General features: G+C 72.2%; 15 protein-coding genes. 5 read left to right on the top strand and 10 right to left on the bottom strand.

All coding sequences use genetic code 11. From position 1 onward, the window contains the following. Positions 1 to 5: 5 nt before the first annotated feature. From ABZ860_RS09800 to ABZ860_RS09790, 3 genes are read right to left on the bottom strand one after another with little or no spacing between them, the layout of a single operon-like run. On the bottom strand, positions 6 to 1046 hold the full coding sequence (locus ABZ860_RS09800; protein WP_357217525.1) for a thiolase domain-containing protein: 1041 nt from the start codon (positions 1044 to 1046) through the stop codon (positions 6 to 8). Further along, complete coding sequence (locus ABZ860_RS09795) at positions 1046 to 1960, bottom strand: OB-fold domain-containing protein (RefSeq protein WP_357217521.1); 915 nt, start codon at positions 1958 to 1960, stop codon at positions 1046 to 1048. Before ABZ860_RS09795 ends, ABZ860_RS09800 begins: the two co-directional genes overlap by 1 nt. Position 1961: 1 nt before the next feature. Continuing rightward, entirely contained in the window at positions 1962 to 3509 is a 1548-nt protein-coding gene (locus tag ABZ860_RS09790) for an acyl-CoA synthetase (RefSeq protein WP_357217518.1), read from the bottom strand. A gap of 273 nt (positions 3510 to 3782) precedes the next feature. Between ABZ860_RS09790 and ABZ860_RS09785 the strand changes: the two genes are divergently transcribed. The 3 genes from ABZ860_RS09785 to ABZ860_RS09775 all read left to right on the top strand — a co-directional run bounded on the left by ABZ860_RS09785 (position 3783) and on the right by ABZ860_RS09775 (position 6837). Further along, on the top strand, positions 3783 to 4598 hold the full coding sequence (locus tag ABZ860_RS09785; protein WP_357217514.1) for a crotonase/enoyl-CoA hydratase family protein: 816 nt from the start codon (positions 3783 to 3785) through the stop codon (positions 4596 to 4598). 70 nt (positions 4599 to 4668) lie between these two features. Next, entirely contained in the window at positions 4669 to 6093 is a 1425-nt protein-coding gene (locus ABZ860_RS09780; RefSeq protein WP_357217511.1) for a serine hydrolase domain-containing protein, read from the top strand. Between the two features lie 15 nt (positions 6094 to 6108). Further along, a complete protein-coding gene (locus ABZ860_RS09775; protein WP_357217508.1) occupies positions 6109 to 6837 on the top strand; it encodes a MerR family transcriptional regulator in 729 nt (242 codons plus the stop codon). A 42-nt stretch (positions 6838 to 6879) separates the two neighbouring features. Here ABZ860_RS09775 and ABZ860_RS09770 read toward each other — a convergent pair whose 3' ends face one another. Together ABZ860_RS09770 and ABZ860_RS09765 are read right to left on the bottom strand one after the other, a co-directional pair. Then, positions 6880 to 8103 (bottom strand): damage-control phosphatase ARMT1 family protein, encoded by a 1224-nt coding sequence (locus ABZ860_RS09770; protein WP_357217505.1) that lies wholly within the window; start codon positions 8101 to 8103, stop codon positions 6880 to 6882. Positions 8104 to 8150: 47 nt separating this feature from the next. Further along, positions 8151 to 9266, bottom strand: coding sequence for a nitronate monooxygenase family protein (locus ABZ860_RS09765; protein ID WP_357217502.1), 1116 nt, complete (start codon positions 9264 to 9266; stop codon positions 8151 to 8153). Positions 9267 to 9526: 260 nt separating this feature from the next. On the opposite strand from ABZ860_RS09765, the gene ABZ860_RS09760 reads away from it, so the two are divergent. Further along, a complete protein-coding gene (locus ABZ860_RS09760) occupies positions 9527 to 10489 on the top strand; it encodes a LysR family transcriptional regulator (protein WP_357217499.1) in 963 nt (320 codons plus the stop codon). A gap of 117 nt (positions 10490 to 10606) precedes the next feature. Here ABZ860_RS09760 and ABZ860_RS09755 read toward each other — a convergent pair whose 3' ends face one another. Beyond that, positions 10607 to 10924 carry a transcriptional regulator gene (locus tag ABZ860_RS09755; RefSeq protein ID WP_357217496.1) on the bottom strand — a complete coding sequence of 106 codons (318 nt, stop codon included), beginning with the start codon at positions 10922 to 10924 and terminating at the stop codon, positions 10607 to 10609. After that, entirely contained in the window at positions 10921 to 11367 is a 447-nt protein-coding gene (locus tag ABZ860_RS09750; RefSeq protein ID WP_357217494.1) for a hypothetical protein, read from the bottom strand. Before ABZ860_RS09750 ends, ABZ860_RS09755 begins: the two co-directional genes overlap by 4 nt. A 295-nt stretch (positions 11368 to 11662) precedes the next feature. On the opposite strand from ABZ860_RS09750, the gene ABZ860_RS09745 reads away from it, so the two are divergent. Continuing rightward, positions 11663 to 12817: a S1 family peptidase gene (locus tag ABZ860_RS09745; protein ID WP_357217492.1), complete on the top strand. Its 1155-nt coding sequence runs from the start codon at positions 11663 to 11665 to the stop codon at positions 12815 to 12817. 59 nt (positions 12818 to 12876) lie between these two features. Here the strand turns inward: ABZ860_RS09745 and ABZ860_RS09740 are convergent, their stop codons facing one another. The 3 genes from ABZ860_RS09740 to ABZ860_RS09730 are packed head-to-tail and all read right to left on the bottom strand — an operon-like array spanning position 12877 to position 15924. Next, a complete protein-coding gene (locus ABZ860_RS09740; protein WP_357217490.1) occupies positions 12877 to 13653 on the bottom strand; it encodes a decaprenylphospho-beta-D-erythro-pentofuranosid-2-ulose 2-reductase in 777 nt (258 codons plus the stop codon). Positions 13654 to 13675: 22 nt separating this feature from the next. After that, positions 13676 to 15031 (bottom strand): FAD-binding oxidoreductase, encoded by a 1356-nt coding sequence (locus tag ABZ860_RS09735; protein WP_357217488.1) that lies wholly within the window; start codon positions 15029 to 15031, stop codon positions 13676 to 13678. Further along, positions 15010 to 15924: a decaprenyl-phosphate phosphoribosyltransferase gene (locus ABZ860_RS09730; protein ID WP_357217631.1), complete on the bottom strand. Its 915-nt coding sequence runs from the start codon at positions 15922 to 15924 to the stop codon at positions 15010 to 15012. Before ABZ860_RS09730 ends, ABZ860_RS09735 begins: the two co-directional genes overlap by 22 nt. Between the last annotated feature and the right edge of the window lie 39 nt (positions 15925 to 15963).

Genomic DNA, 15963 nt, shown 5'->3' with positions numbered 1-15963 from the left:
ACTCCCTACGCGGACGTTTCGAGCACGGCGACTTCGAGCACGGCGACGAGGTTCTGCTGCAGGCACGGTCCCGAGGTGGCGTGCGCCACCGCACGGCCGGCCGAACCGTCGAGGATGCGCCGGGCCGCCTCGCCCACGCGGATCAGGCCGGTGGCCATGACCGGGTTGGCCGCGAGCGGCCCGCCCGACGGGTTGACCGTCACCTCGCCGGACAGGCCGAGCGCCGCGCGCAGGATCGGCTCCTCGTGGCTGAACTGGGCGTGGAGCTCCGCCACGTCGACCGGGCCCTTGCCCACCCCGGCCGCCCGGCCCGCCTCGGCCGTGGACACCGACCGGGAAAGGTCGCGCATGCCCAGGTAGTGGGGCTCGGCGCGGTGCGCGATGCCGGTGATCCAGGCGGGCCGCCCGGCCAGCTCGCGGGCGCGGTCCCCCGCGGCCAGCACCACGGCCGCCGCCCCGTCCGTGACCGGCGCGACGTCGTACGGCCGGAGCGGCTCGACCTCGTAGTCGTCGCCCGACGGGTCCGGCAGATCGAGGGCGTACGGGTTGGCCCGGCCGTTCGCCCGGCTGCGCCGGACGATCTCGTCCAGCGCCGCCCTGTCCGCGTTCGCCACGGAGGCCTGCAGCGCGGCGTACGACACCTGGTCGAGTCCCAGCGGCGCCAGATAGTACGGGTCGAGCTGGAGCGTCATGATCTCCCGGATGTCCGACATCGACGACTTGCCGAAGCCGTAGACCAGGGCGGTGTCGATGTCGCCGTGCTGAAGGCGCACCCACGCCTCGTACAGCGCGAAGGCGCCGTCCATCTCGACGTGGCTCTCGCTGATGGGCGGCCAGGCCCCGACCGCGTCGAGCGCCGAGACGAACGAGAACGGCGCCCCGGCCAGGTAGTCGCACGAGCCGGAACACGTGAAGCCGAACCTCTTCAGCCCGGTCGCCCGCTTGACCTCGTCGATCACCGGCAGCAGCAGCTCCGGCTCGGCCAGCCCGGTGTCGTGACCGGTGTGGACGGTCTGGGCGAAGGCGACGACCGCGACGTCCCGCATCAGGCACCACCTCCGCTTTCGTCGAGATCGGCGTCCGGCTCCCCGGTCGGCTCGAACCACTTCACGTTGGTCATCGACAGCGTCCGCTCCTCGGGCGGCACCCACACGGCGCGCACCCGCATGCCCTGCCGCACCTCGCGCGCCGGCACCCCGCCGATCAGCGCGATCATCGGGGTGTCCGCGTCGTCCAGCAGCACGTACGCGGAGACGAACGGCACCTCGGGGGCCCGGGGGTCGGGCAGGTTGTTGATGGCGAAGGTGGTGACCGTGCCGGTGTCGGCGACCTCCACCTCCTCCTCGATCACCGAGCCGCACGCGGGGCACGACTCGCGGTAGGGCACGTAGACGGCGGCGCATTCGGCGCACCGGCCGCCGACGAACCTCCCGTCGCGCACGCCCTCGAGAAAACGGGTGAGCGCCCGGCCGGGCGTGACGCGATACTCGGCGCGCACGGGCGCGACGAGCGAGGTGACCTCGGGCAGGAAGCACTCGATGTCGGTGATGTGCCCGGTGGTGGCGGCCCGCCAGCGCGGGCGCACCCGCATGCCCGGCCGCAGCGCCTTCGGGCTCCCGGCGTCCACCGCGTGGACGAGGGCGGTGTCGGCGCCGTCGAGCCGGATCAGCGCCCAGGCGAACGGCCGGTCGAGCGGGTGGCCGGGGCGCGGGGAGCTCACCCAGGCCCACGCCTGGACGGTCCCGGCCGGCCCGACCTCCACGTACTCCTCGGTGACCGGCTCGCCCGTGTCCGGGTCGTACTCCAGCGGCGGCACCAGCACCCGCCCGCCGGCCGTACGGACCCCGACCAGCCGCCGGTCGCGCAGTTCGGTGAGGAACCGCCCGATGACGGGCCCGGTCGTCCGGGTGTAACCGCCGGGGAACTCCAGGACGTGCGTCGCGACCAGGTCCTCGGACATGTCAGATGGCACGGTCCCTGCCTTCCCAGTAGGGGGCGCGGAGCTTGCGTTTGAGCAGCTTGCCGTTCGGCTCGCGGGGCATCTCGTCGATGAAGTCGATCGAGCTCGGCCACTTCATCCGCGCCAGGCGGCCCTCCAGCGAGCCGAGGATCTCCGCGGCCAGCTCGGGCCCGGGCACCGCCCCCGGCGCGGGCTCGACGACGGCCATGATGCGCTCGCCCCACTCGTCGTCCGGGATGCCGAACACGGCCACGTCGGCCACCTTCGGGTGGACCATGAGCTCGTTCTCGATCTCGGCGGGGTAGATGTTGGCCCCGCCCGAGATGATCATGTCGGCCTTGCGGTCGCAGAGGAACAGGAAGCCGTCCTCGTCGAGGTAGCCGATGTCGCCGACGGTGAAGTACTCGCGAAGCCGGTTGGCCGCGGTCTTCTCCGGGTCGCCCTTGTACTCGAAGGAGACGCCCATCTTCATGTAGACGGTGCCGGGCGTGCCGGTGGGCACCGGCGCGAGCTCGTCGTCCACGATCAGCAGCTCGCTGCCCGGCCAGGCCTTCCCGACCGTGCCCGGCCGCTTCTTCCAGTCCTCGGGAGTGGCGATCGTGCCGCCGCCCTCGGTGGCGGCGTAGTACTCGTAGATCACCTCGCCCCACCACTCCAGCATCTGCCACTTGACCGGCACCGGGCAGGGCGCGGCGGCGTGGATCATCCACCGCAGCGACGACAGGTCGTAGGAGCGCCGCGTCTCCTCCGGCAGCGACAGCAGCCGTTTGAAGTGCGTCGGCACCATGTGGGAGTTCGTCACGCGGTGGCGCTCGCACAGGCGCAGGGTCTCCTCGGCGTCCCACCTGTCCATGAAGACGAGCGTGTGCCCCATGTGCAGGGCCGTACCGGCGAACTGGGTGACCGCCGTGTGATAGCTCGGCGAGGTGACCAGGTGGGCGTTCGGGCGGCCCGGCGTCACGCCGAACAGCCGCAGGAGCCCCGTCATCAGCTCGGCGGAGTCGTCGGGGTCGAGGCCGGTGAGTGCGCGCCGAACGCCCTTCGGCCTGCCGGTGGTGCCGGAGGTGTAGTGCATGGTGGCCCCCGCCGTACGGCCGGGGGGCGTGGTGTCCGGCCTGCCGTCGGTCAGCTCGGCCACCGGCCGGAAGCCCTCCACCTCGCCGTGGGAGAAGCACCGGTCGGCGGCGATTCCCGCCTCCCGGGCGCCTCTGACGGCCTCCGCGGCGTACCGCTCGTGGGCGAAGAACGCGGCGGCCTCGCTATCGGCCACGATGTAACCGATCTCGGGCCCGGTGAGGTGCCAGTTGACCGGTGTGTAGTACCACCCCGCCTGCAGGGCGGCGAGATAGAGCACGAGGCCGTCCGCGCCGTTGGGCAGCAGGCCGCAGATGCCGTCGCCCGGCCGCAGGCCCAGCTCACGCAGGCCGTGGACCATGCGGTTGGCCCTGGCGAGCAGTTCGCCGGCGGGATGTTCCGTTCCGTCGGGATCGACCGCGGCGATCCACGCCGGGTCGGCCTGCGCCAGCCTCCAGAAACCGAGTGAGCCCATATGCCAGCTCCTTATGTGGCCGCGTCTCCCGCTCACCATCGGGGCGCTCACACCGCCCGGTCGTGCCGGAGGATCGCTCGGGCCCCGCGACCGGGCGTCCGCGGCGTGAGCGGCCCCGGAGTGAAGCACGCCGGCACGACGCTGACAAGACCTGGCAATGCGGAGCGACTCAGACGAGAATCGGTTCTAGTTCTTGCGGGCAGACTAACCCCGCGCGCCATGTCTAACAAGCGCTTGATTGAATCGGTGACGCCGCCCAGCTGGAGGACACCTGTGGAGCTCCTGCCCATCAGCACCCCGCACTGCCGGATCGAGCGCGACGGTCACGTGGTGATCGTCACGATGGACCGGCCCGAGGCCAGGAACGCGCTCTCGCAGGACATGCTGGTGGGACTCGCCGAGGCATGGCGGTACATCTCGGACGAGCCGGAGGTGCGGGTCGGCATCCTCACCGGCGCGGCCGGCACATTCTGCGCCGGGGCCGACCTCAAGGCCATGGGCACGCCGTCCGAGGACGAGCGGGTGCGCCGGCGGGCCGCCGAGATCCCCGACTACCACTGGAAGGGCCTGCTGCGCGATCCGGAGGCGCTGCCCGCCAAGCCCGTCGTGTGCGCGGTCGAGGGGTACGCCGTGGCGGGCGGCACCGAACTGCTCGTCGGCACCGACCTGCGCGTCGCCGGCGAGAGCGCCACGCTCGGGCTGTTCGAGGCGCGGCGGGCGCTGTTCCCGATGGGCGGCAGCGCCGTACGGCTGCCGCGCCAGATCCCGTACGCGTTCGCCATGGACGTGCTGCTCACCGGCCGGGCGATCACGGCGGCCGAGGCGCTCGCGATGGGCATGGTCAACCGGGTCGTGCCGGACGGTCAGGCGCTCGCGGCGGCCCGTGAGATCGCCGATCAGGTGGCCGCCTGCGGGCCGCTGGCCGTACAGGCGATCCTGCGCGCCTACCGCGAGACGCTGGGCATGCCGGAGGCCGAGGCCTTCAAGGTCTCCGACGCGATCGGCTGGCCGGTCATCGGCTCCGAGGACGCCAAGGAGGGCTCCCGCGCCTTCCGCGACAAGCGCCCGCCGGTCTACCAGGGGCGTTGACGCCCTCCCCTGCGGGCGCCCACGCCGCCTCTTGACCTTGCCCCAGGGTCAAGGTTCGACGATGCTCCGCATGAACGACAACGCACTGCGCACCGTCGCAGCCCGGATCCGCGAGCTGGCCGCCGACCACTGCGAGTCCGGGAACATCCCCGGGTTCGTCGCCGGCGTCCACCACGCGGGCGAGCAGGTGATCGTCGCCCATGGCACCGCGAACGCCGCCACAGGCGCCCCGATGCTCGAGGACACCGGATTCCTCCTCGGCTCCGTCACCAAGGTCCTGACCACCACGCTGGTCCTGCGGCAGGTCGACCGGGGACTGCTCGACCTCGACACGCCGGTGGTGAAGTACCTTCCGGACTTCGCCCTGACCACACCGGGCGTGGCGGACAGGATCCTGGTCCGGCACCTCGTCTCACACACCAACGGCATCGACGCGGACCTGTTCTTCCCCGACGCCAGGGGCCGCGACGCGCTGAAGACCTACGTCCAGGGCCTCGCGGGCAACTGCGGCTCCCTGTTCGAACCCGGCGAGCGGCTCAGCTACAGCAACGGCGGCATGATCGTCGCGGGCCGCCTGCTGGAAGTGGTGACCGGCATGCCCTTCCCCGAGCTGCTCGGGCGCGACGTCTACGCGCCCGTCGGCATGGAGAGCTCCGGCACCTCGGCCGAGCAGGCCATCCTTCGCAGCACCGCCATCGGTCACTTTCCCGATCCCGAGACGATGGCGGCACGGCCCACGGGCATGTTCATGCTGCCCGACACCTGGGGGCCGGCCGGGGGCACACCGATCGGCACCATCGCCGACCTGCTCGCCTTCGGGCGCACCCACCTCGCGGGCGGTCTGTCCCCATCGGGCGCACGTGTCCTGTCGGCCGAGTCGACCGCGCTGATGCAGCAGGTCTCCTACGACATGGCGACCCCGAACGTCCCGCCGATGGGCCTGGGCTGGGTGCGGTACCCGTTCGGCGACACGACCGTGCTCGCCATGTCGGGCGCGTCGCCCGGCGGCGTGTCCATCCTGTGCGTCGTACCCGAACACGACCTGGTCTTCGCCGCCTACGGCAACACTCCGGGGGCGATCGTGCTGCACGACCGGATCCTGCGGCGGCTCCTGACCGAGCATCTCGGCGTCCGGATCCCCACCTTGATCACCGAATCGGTCCAGGGCGTCGACCTCACCCCCTACGTGGGCACCTACCGCTCCAACCAGCTCCGCATCGACGTCCGCGTCGTGGACGGTCAGCTGGAGGAGCGGACGACGTACGAACCGGCGGACGAATCACAGAAGCGGATATTCACCGAGTTCGCCGGCGGCATGACCTCCGCCCCGCCGCAGCGCTACGTGCCGATCCGGCCCGGCCTTTTCGCACCCGCCGGATACCCACTGGAGACGTTCGACGGATACCTGCGGCTGCTGCTCGTCTCCTACCACGACGTCCGCGACGGCCGGGCGCGATTCCGCAACGGCGGCGGCCGCCTGACCCGACGGGCGTGACGGTCCGGTGGGAGGATGTCCGGCGTGATCACGATTGGCCGGCTCGCGGACTACGCCGGAGTGACCGTCAAAGCCATCCGGCACTACCACAAGCGCGGGCTGCTCCCCGAGCCCGGCCGTGACTCGTCCGGCTACCGGCGCTACACCGCCGAGGACGCCGTCGACCTCGTCAAGATCAGGACTTTGGCGCAGGCGGGCGTGCCGCTGGCCCGCGTCAAGGACCTCCTCGACGCCGACCCCGACGCGCTCACGGCGGCCATCGAGGAGATCGACCGCGATCTCCGGGACCGCATCGCGCAGCTGCAGCACGTCCGCGACCAGCTCGTGCAGCTGCGCGGCGGCGACGGGCTCTTCGTCTCCCCTGAGGTCGCCGGCTATCTCGACGACCTGCGCCGGCTCGGCGTCAGCGAGCGCCAGATCCACCTGGAACGCGACGGCTGGATCCTCATGCAGACGGCCTCACCCGAGGACGCCGCCCTGTGGATCGCCGAGAAGCGCGAGCTCATGACCGACCCGGACTTCCGCGCGCTCTACCTCGAACACGACGCCGCCTACGACTGGCCGCCGAGCGATCCCCGCCTCCCCGCCCTCGCGGACCGTACGCGGGACTGGTTCGCCAGGCATCGGAGCCGGTCCGAGACCCGCCCCGTCCGCAACCCGGACATCGCCCGGCTGGCCGTGCAGACCCAGCCCGGAGCCTCGTCCCCGGCCTGGGACCGGCTGACCCGACTCATGGAAGGCTAGGCGCGTGTCCTGAGCGCGGCACCGGCGGACGAGAAGGCCCGGTCAGGGGCGGGCCTGGACCATGGCGTGGGTGCCGGTGGTGCGCCAGGGCCGGCCGGTCGCGTCCAGCTCTGCCAGCGTCCGCTCCGGCACGCCGACGAGCGCGTCCGACTTCAGCGTGCGCAGCGCGACGACAGGCCCGGGGAAGTAGGCGGTGACCGCGGCGAACGGTGTGGTCGCCGGCCACATCCGGTCGCCGACGAGCCGCCGGTAGTTCAGGTCGCCCTTCATGACGGTCAGCGAGGCCGACGCGAACTCCCCCCGCAGGTCGTCCGGCATGTCCGAGTAGGGCAGCGGAGCGCAGGCGAAGGGATGCGCCCGCAACCTGAGACGCCCCTCCTCCATCGCGGTCCACAGGCGCGCGCCGGCCTCCCCCGCCCGGCCGGGGGCCGCGGCGAGCCGCCGCAGGCACGCGAGCACGTCGGCGGGGGTGGCGTCGGACACGAAGTACGGGAACGGCTTGACGTGGAGGACGACCTCGCCCGCGAGCCCGCAGGCGAGAAGGTGGTCGGCCAGCACGAGGTCGGGCAGCAGCTCGCGCCCCGCGTTGTCGGCGACCAGGCAGATCCTTCCCGGCGCGGCGGCCTCGATCAGCGACCACAGCAGCGGGCGGTCGTCCACCACCAGGTCCGTCGCTGTCTCCTGGTCGCCCTTGAGGGTGATGCCGAAGGACAGGTCCGCGCGGTTGCCCCAGAGCGAGCCGAGCAGCAGCGCCTCGGCCCTCTCGCCCCGGGAGAGCGTCGCCGTCCCGTCGAGCGCCGCCAGCTCCCCGTCCACAACCGGGCCGTCGAGTTCGGCCTGCTTCATGGGGCCGAACGGATCGACCCCGCGCCACGGGCCGTCGCCGAAGTATCCGGTGGCCTCGATCACCTTCCGGTAGAAGTAGCTCTCCCCCCACAGGAACGGCACGTCCACGTAGCGGCGGCCGATCTTGCCGTGTCCCCACTCGGCCCAGGCGGCGCCGTCGTGCGCCGACGGCTCCAGCGGCGTCATGACGTCGCGCACGACCTCGTCGAGCAGCCGGTCGAGCGCGCGCCGCCGGTCCGGATCGTACGGCAGCGCCCGCGCGACCTGGCGGACGAGCACGGGATGCCGCTCCCTGAAGACGCTCAGGGCGTAGGAGCCGGGAACGTTCCCCATGATCGGCGGCGGGATGGGCGGGGCCTGCGCCACGGTCTCGTCACCGGCACGGCTCATCGCGGCGTCCTCCCCGAGCTCGCGGAACATCCCCAGCAGTAAAGCAGCAGGGCGTCGCGCGAGCGGGGGGCGGGGCCTCACTCGTCGCGGGTGATGCGGCCGAGGCGTTCCATGGCCTCGATGTACTCCTCCACCATCTCGAAGACGACCTGTCTGGCCGGCTTGACCTGGTTCATCGCGCCGATGATCTGACCGGCGGGGAACGTGGCCAGCTCGGTCGCGTCCGACCTGCCGATCCGCCGCAGCGCGTCGGAGATCAGCATGAACTGCAGCGGCATCGGCAGCGTGCCGGGCGACTCGGCCGACTCCCACGCGTCGGTCCACTCGTTCTTCAGCAGGCGGGCGGGCTTGCCGGTCCAGCTCCGCGACCTGACCGTGTCGCGGGAGGTGGCCGCGATGATGCGCTGCCGCACGGTCTCGGAGGTGTCGGCCTCCTCCACGGCCAGCCAGATCGAGCCGGTCCAGACGCCTTCGGCGCCGAGCGCCATGCCCGCGGCCATCTGGCGGCCGGAGCCGATGCCGCCCGCGGCCAGGACCGGCACGTCCACCGCGTCCACCACCTGCGGAATCAGCACCATCGTGGAGATCTCCCCGGTGTGGCCGCCCGCCTCGGTGCCCTGCGCCACGACGACGTCCACGCCGACCTCGACCTGCTTGATCGCGTGCCGGGGCGTGGAGGCGAGCGCCGCCACCTTCACGCCCTTCGCGTGCGCCTGCTCCACGACGTCGGCCGGCGGCGGGCCGAGGGCGTTGGCGAGCAGCGCGATGGGATGCCGGAGCGCGACCTCGACCTGCGGCCGAGCGGTCGCGTCGGTCCAGCCGAGCAGCACCTTGCCGGAGTCGGAGCCGTCCAGCGGCGGCACACCGTGCCGGGCCAGCAGGTCCTCCACGAAGGCCCGGTGCCCCTGCGGGATCATCCCCTGCAGCCGTGCCACCAGTTCGGCCGGGGAGTCCACGTCGAGGTCCGCGCCCTCGTAGGAGGCGGGCATCACCACGTCCACGCCGTACGGACGGCCGTCCACGTGGTCGTCGATCCACTTCAGCTCGATCTCGAGCTCTTCGGGGGTGAAGTACAGGGCGCCGAGCACCCCCATGCCGCCGGCGCGGCTGACCGCGGCGACGACGTCCCGGCAGTGGCTGAAGGCGAAGATGGGGAACTCGATACCGAACATGTCGGTGACACGTGTCCGCATGCCTTCGAACGTACGACGCCGCCCAGTGAACTGCAACGCGTTCTAGTAAGCCGGGCCGGACGGAATCCTACCAGCCGGTAACTAGCCGTCGAGTGGCGGCCGAAAGCCGTGCGAGAACACGTTCCACACGCTGGCCGCCTCCCTGGGAGCGGCCCAGGCCGCATCAGGAGTCACAGTGGTGACGGCATCTCACGGACTTAAGTCAAATTTCGTGACAATGCGGGATTGCGGCCATACCACCGGGGTCGTACCGTCCCTCTATGGATCTGGAGATCCGCCACCTGAGAATCGTGCACGCGGTCGCCGAAGCCGGGAGCGTCACGAAAGCGGCCACCCGGCTCGGCCTCGCCCAACCGTCGCTCACCGCTCAGCTCAAGCGCATCGAGCGCTCACTCGGGGGTCCGCTGTTCGAACGCGATCGCAACGGCGCCCGTCCCACTCCTCTCGGCGAGATGGTGCTCGCCCGTGCCCGGGTGCTGCTGCCCGCCGTACGGGACCTCCAGGAGGACGCGGTGCGGTTCGCCAACACCTCCGTCAAACTGCCCGGCTACCGCCTCGGCGCGACGAACGGGCCCATACTCGGCGGGCTGGTCGAGCGCCTGACCGCCGACCAGCCGGGCATCCCGGTCACCACGCGCACGTCCTGGTCGGCCGGTGAGCTGACCTCGCTCGCGGTGGCCGGCCGGCTCGACTTCGTGCTGCTCGGGACGTGCGGCGACAGCCCGCCTCCTCCTGCCGAGGCGATGAACTGGACCACGGTCGGCACCGACCCGGTCTTCGTGCTCCTGTCCGAGGATCACCCCCTCGCGGGGGAGAAGGAGCTGGAGCTGTCCAGCCTCGCCGGCGAACACTGGACGGTCGCCCCCGGCGACGGCTGTTTCGCCGACTGCTTCGCCGCCGCCTGCGCCCGGGCCGGCTTCGTCCCCGAATCCATCTACGAGACGGACGTGGCGACCTGCCTGCATCTGGTGGGGGTCGGCAAGGCGGTCGCCCTGTGCCAGGCCACCTTCCGGCTCACCTCCGGGCTGGTCATGATGCCGCTGGCCGGTGCGCCGCTGCGCTGGCGGCACCTGCTCGGCTGGCACGCCGACTCGATCGGCGCGCGGGCCGCCGCCCCCGTCATCGCCGCCCACGCCCGGGCCGCGTACGCCGACGCCGTGCGGCGCAGCGCCCGCTACGCCGACTGGCTCGTCACCAACCCCGAATACGGCACCGTTCCCTGACATTGCGACGGCGGCGGGCCACCAACACCCGCCGCCTCGGTGCGCGGACCCGAGTGGAGGGTCCCAGAGGGTGACCACGGAGAGTGATCGCGAGGAGACGAAGACGAGGCAAGTCGATCAATCCTGCTCCTGCGGGTCGCCGACGATGACGCGCAGGGCCGCGACGTGTGCATGATAGGCAGCGCGGCCCGACTTGGTCAGGGACAACCACACCCGCTGGCGGGTGTCGCGCACGGCCTTGATCTGCTGGACGTACCCGGCCTCCATCAACACGCTGACGTGCTTGCTCAGCACTGAGGCACTGACCTGCAGCCACTGTTGCACCACGCCGAACTCGACCTTCTCCGCCGGCTCCAGCAAGGCGCAGATCCGCAAGCGGTTGGGCGCGTGGATGATGGCGTCGAAGCCGTCGTCGGCCCCGCCTGCGGCCTTCATGCCGATGCCCGCGCCCGCCGGTTGTGGAGGATGCCGTAGACGATCGTCCAGCACGCGCCTGTCACGGCGGCGATCAGCCAGGCTGTCGAGCCCCACCGTTCGTCAAGGAGCTCGCCGGCGAGCCAGAGCACGGCCAGCGGCGTCGCGAGGACCAGTTGCTGGCCTAGCGTGAGTTCCCGCGGCGCGACGCCGGACCGGTCGACCTGCCTGTTGTAGATGCGCTCGGTCACCAGATACCCGACGACCAGGACGGCGATCAACGCCAAGCCGACGATCTCATGCAGCGCCTGGAGGAGCAGGACTCCCCCCACCAGCAGACCGAGCGTGGGGAAGAACCATGCGGGGATTGGCGTGTATCCGGCGGAACGGGCCTGCTGGGCGGTCTGCAGTGCGGCAGCGGCCTCGACGGGGGAGGGACGCGGAGAGTCCTCTTGTGTTTCCATGATGGAAAGAATCTCCCAGACTTTCCAACCTGTCAACAGTAGAGTTTCCCGCATGGAAAGCCTGAGGGCGTTCGCCGGTCGCGGGCGCGTGCGTCCGACTCCCCGCTCACACCTGATGTGCCTCTCGGTCGCCGCGCTCGCGCGCCCGGAGGTTCGGGAGCGGTTATTTCCGGGCCAGCGAATCCCCAGACGGGGGCGGTTCCATAACTCGGCGGTAGGGGCGAATTGATAGATCCACCTGACAGTGGAGGTCGGTTACGTTGACGGCACCCCCCGAAGACAAGGAGAGCCCCACATGCTCCACAGACGCACCGTACTCGCCGGATGCGCTCTGGCCGTCACGGCCCTCGCCACGGTCGCCACCCCCGCCATGGCCGCGCCGAACGACTCTCCCGCCTCCTCCGCCGTCAAGCCCCCGCCCGCCATGGTGGACGCCATGCAGCGCGACCTCGGGCTCACCCCCGCCCAGGTCGACGCCCGCCTGGCCAACGAGGCGAAGGCCATGTCCGCCGACGCCAAGGTCCGTGCCGCGATCGGTGACGCGTACGCGGGATCCTGGGTCTCCGGCGCCACCTCCGAGAGCTTCATCGTCGCCACCTCCGACGCCTCCAAGGCGGGTGCGGTGCTGGCCGCCGGCGCGCAGCCGAAGATCGTCAGCCGCAACCTCGCCGCCCTCGACTCCGCCGAGGCCGCGCTGGACCGGGCCGCCGCCAAGGCGCCCGCGTCCACGTCCGTCTGGTACGTCGACGTGCTCAGCAACAGCGTCGTCGTGCTGTCCTCCAACACGGCCGAGGCCGAGGCGTTCGTGGCCGCGAGCGGCGCCGACAAGTCGGCCGTACGCGTCGAGCAGTCGAACGAGCAGCCGCAGACCTTCTACAACGTGCGCGGCGGCGACGCCTACTACATCGGCAGCTCGGCCCGGTGCTCGATCGGCTTCTCCGTACGCAGGGGAACCACGCCCGGCTTCGTCAGCGCCGGCCACTGCGCCACCGTCGGCAGCACGCTGTACGGCTACAACCGGGTCTCCATGGGCAGCTTCCAGGGCTACTCGTTCCCCGGCAACGACTACTCGTGGGCCGCGGTCAACAGCAACTGGACGGTCACGCCGTACGTCAACAACTACAGCGGCGGCAACGTCACCGTGAAGGGCTCGTCCGTGGCCCCCGTGGGCTCGTCGATCTGCCGGTCCGGTTCGACCACCGGCTGGCACTGCGGCTCCGTCCAGCAGCTCAACGCCAGCGTCCGCTACTCGCAGGGCACCGTCAGCGGCCTGACGCGGACCAACGTCTGCGCCGAGCCCGGCGACTCCGGCGGCTCGTTCATCTCCGGCAACCAGGCCCAGGGCATGACCTCCGGCGGCTCGGGCAACTGCTCCTCCGGCGGCACCACCTACTTCCAGCCCGTCAACGAGGCCCTGTCGGTCTACGGCCTCACGCTGGTCACCGGCTGATCCAGCCCATCGGAGGAGGCTCCCCCGCCGCCCGTTCCCGGGTTCGTCGGGGGAGCTGCTCAGCGGGGGAGCCTTCGCCACAGCGGCCGGGGCAGCATCCGCATGACGGCGAACGCGAGCCGCAGCCGCGCGGGGACCCACACGGTCCCCTTCCGCGTGTCCAGGGCCTCCACGACCGCGTCCGCGACCTCGGCCGCCGTCACCGACATCGGGGCGGGGGTCATCCCCCGCGTCATCCGGCCGATCACGAACCCCGGCCGGACGACCACGACCCGGGCCCCGGAGCCGTGCAGCGCGTCGGCCAGCCCCTGGGCGAAGCCGTCCAGCCCGGCCTTGGCCGAGCCGTACACGAAGTTGGCCTTCCGCACCCGCACCCCGGCCACCGACGACAGCACGACGAGCGTGCCGTGGCCCTGCTCCCTCAGGCGCCGTGCGGCGGCCAGGCCGATCGAGACGTGGCCGCCGAAGTTGACCGCGACATCGCGGGCGGCGGCCACCGGGTCGGCGTCGTAGACCGCCTGGCTGCCGAGCACGCCGAACGCCGGGATCACCACGTCGAGGTCACCGGCCTTGGCGGCGGCCTCCTCGATCAGGGCGGCGTGCGTCTCCGGCCGGGCGGCGTCGAAGTCCAGCACGTGGACCTCGGCCCCGAGCCGTTCGAGATCCTCCGCCGGCGCGGCGGCGCCGCCGTCCTTCATGGACGCGGAGGCGCCACGTGCGGCGAGCACGACCCGGCGGGCGCCCCGCCGGACCAGCCGCTCCACGATCGCGAGGCCGATCTCGCTGCGCCCGCCGAGCAGCAGGACGGTGTCGACCGAGCCCAGCGCGTTTCTCATCGCCACTCCTATCGCCGCTCCTTCAGCACAGGCGCAGCCTACGGGCCAGGTCGGAGACGAAGACGCCGTCCGGGTCGGCCCGGCGCCGGATCTCCCGCCATTCCCCCAGCCGCGGGTACGTCGCCGCCATGGTGGCGGCCGACATCCGGGAGTCCTTGGCCAGGTAGAGGCGGCCCCCGGCCGCCGCGACCCAGCCGTCGAACTCGGTCAGCATGGCGGCCAGCCCGCGCTGCCCGGCCGGGATGTCCAGGGCCAGCGTCCAGCCCGGCATCGGGAACGACAGCATGCCGGGCGTCCCCTCGCCGAACCTCTTCAGCACGGTCAGGAACGACACGACCCCCGCGCCGGACAGCCGCTCGACCACCCGGCGCAGCGTGTCCTCCGCCCCGAGCGGCACCACGAACTGGTACTGCACGAAGCCGCGCGGGCCGTACATCCGGTTCCAGCCGGCCACGCCGTCGAGGGGGTGGAAGAACGGCGCGACGCCCTGGACGATCCGGCGCGGGGCGGCGGGGGCCTTGCCATACCAGGCGGCGTTGAAGGCCCGCACCGTCGCACGGTTGAGCAGGCCTCCAGGCGCCCAGGGCGGAGCCGCAAGCAGCGGCCGCGGCGCGAAGGCGAGGGGGTTCCCGCGCGCGCGGGCGGGCAGGTCGCCGGGCACGGCGTGGTCGCCGCGGGTGAGCACGCCCCGGCCCATCCGCCCGCCCCGCGCGAGCAGGTCGATCCAGGCGACTGTGTAGCGGTGGCCGCCATCGGTCGCGGCCATCGTCTCCAGGGTCTGGTCGAGGTCGCGGGTGCGCTCGACGTCCACCCGCATCCACGCGGTCTCGATCGGCACGCACTGGAACGTCGCCTCGACGATGACGCCGGTCAGCCCCATGCCGCCCACGGTGGCCCAGAACAGGTCGTCGCCCGGTCGAAGCGTGCGCACACTTCCCTCGGCGGTGAGCAGGCGCAGCGCGCGCAGGTGGGCCCCGAAGGAGGAGTCCACGTGGTGGTTCTTGCCGTGCACGTCGGCCGCGACGGCCCCGCCGACCGTGACATACCGGGTGCCGGGGGTCACCGGGACGAACCAGCCGCGCGGGACGAGCGCGGTCATGAGGTCGTGGAGGCTGACCCCCGCCGACGCGGTGACGAGCCCCGTGGCACCCAGGCTCCACGACGGCTCGAGCGCCGTGCAGTCGAGCACGAGCCCGCCCGCGTTCTGCGCGGCGTCGCCGTACGCGCGTCCGAGGCCGCGGGCCACGACTCCGCGCCGGCCGGCCTTCGCCACGAGTTCGGCGGCCTCCTCGGCGGTGCGCGGGCGGGCCACCGTCGCACGCGTGGGCGCCGTGCGCCCCCATCCCGTCAGCAGCGTCATGCCAGTTGGATACCGCATGCCAGCAGGATCAGCATCAGTGCGAGGAAGACCTGGAGCGGGCGGTCGCGCAGCACCAGTTCCTCGGGCTCCTCCCCCACCCCGCGGTCGACCAGCAGCGCGTGCCGCAGCACGACGAGCACGAACGGCACGATGCTGAGCGCGCAGAACGCCTTGGCCGGCCCGGTGTGCTCCTGGAGCGCCCACAGGCAGTAGGTGACGATCATCGCGCCCGAGGCCATGACGCGCACGTGACCGAGGTAGCTCGCGGTGTACGTCTCCAGCGTGGCCCGGGCGACCTGGCCGTCCCCGGGCCGGGCGCGCAGCTCGGCCTCCCGCTTGCCGGCCACCAGCAGCAGCGAGCCGAGCGAGACGACGACCAGGAACCAGCTCGTCACCGGCACGGCCACGGCGACCGCCCCCGCGTACGCGCGTACGACGTGGCAGCCGGCCACCGCGACCAGGTCCACCACGGGCTGGTGCTTGAGCCAGAGGGTGTAGGCGAAGGTGAGTGCCAGATAGGCGGCGACGACCGCGGCGAGCGGCCACCCGCCCGCGAGCCCGGTGAGCAGGCCGGCCGCCAGCAGCGCCGCGCCCGCGGTCCGCGCGAGCCGTACGGACACGATCCCGGCCGCGATCGGGCGCAGCCGCTTGCGGGGGTGGCGCCGGTCGGCGGCCACGTCGGCCGCGTCGTTGAAGAGATAGGACCCGCTGGCGGCCAGGCAGAAGGCGGCGAACGCGACGAGCGAGCCGCGCAGCCCGGCCCCGGTGGTCAGCACGCCGGCGGCGGCCGGAGCGGCGAAGACGAGCGCGTTCTTGAGCCACTGCCGGGGCCGGCAGGCCCGCAGCAGGCCCGCCGCGCGCGAGCGCCGGGAGGGGGTGCCCGCCGGAGGCGCCGCCACCGGCGGGCCCATCGGCGGGTTCAGCGCGCTGTCCCGCTTCACGGGTCGGCC

Origin of the sequence: Microbispora sp. NPDC046973, assembly GCF_040644495.1 — a bacterium.
Taxonomy (GTDB): Bacteria; Actinomycetota; Actinomycetes; order Streptosporangiales; family Streptosporangiaceae; genus Microbispora.
This window is presented reverse-complemented; position numbering and strand designations above follow the sequence as displayed.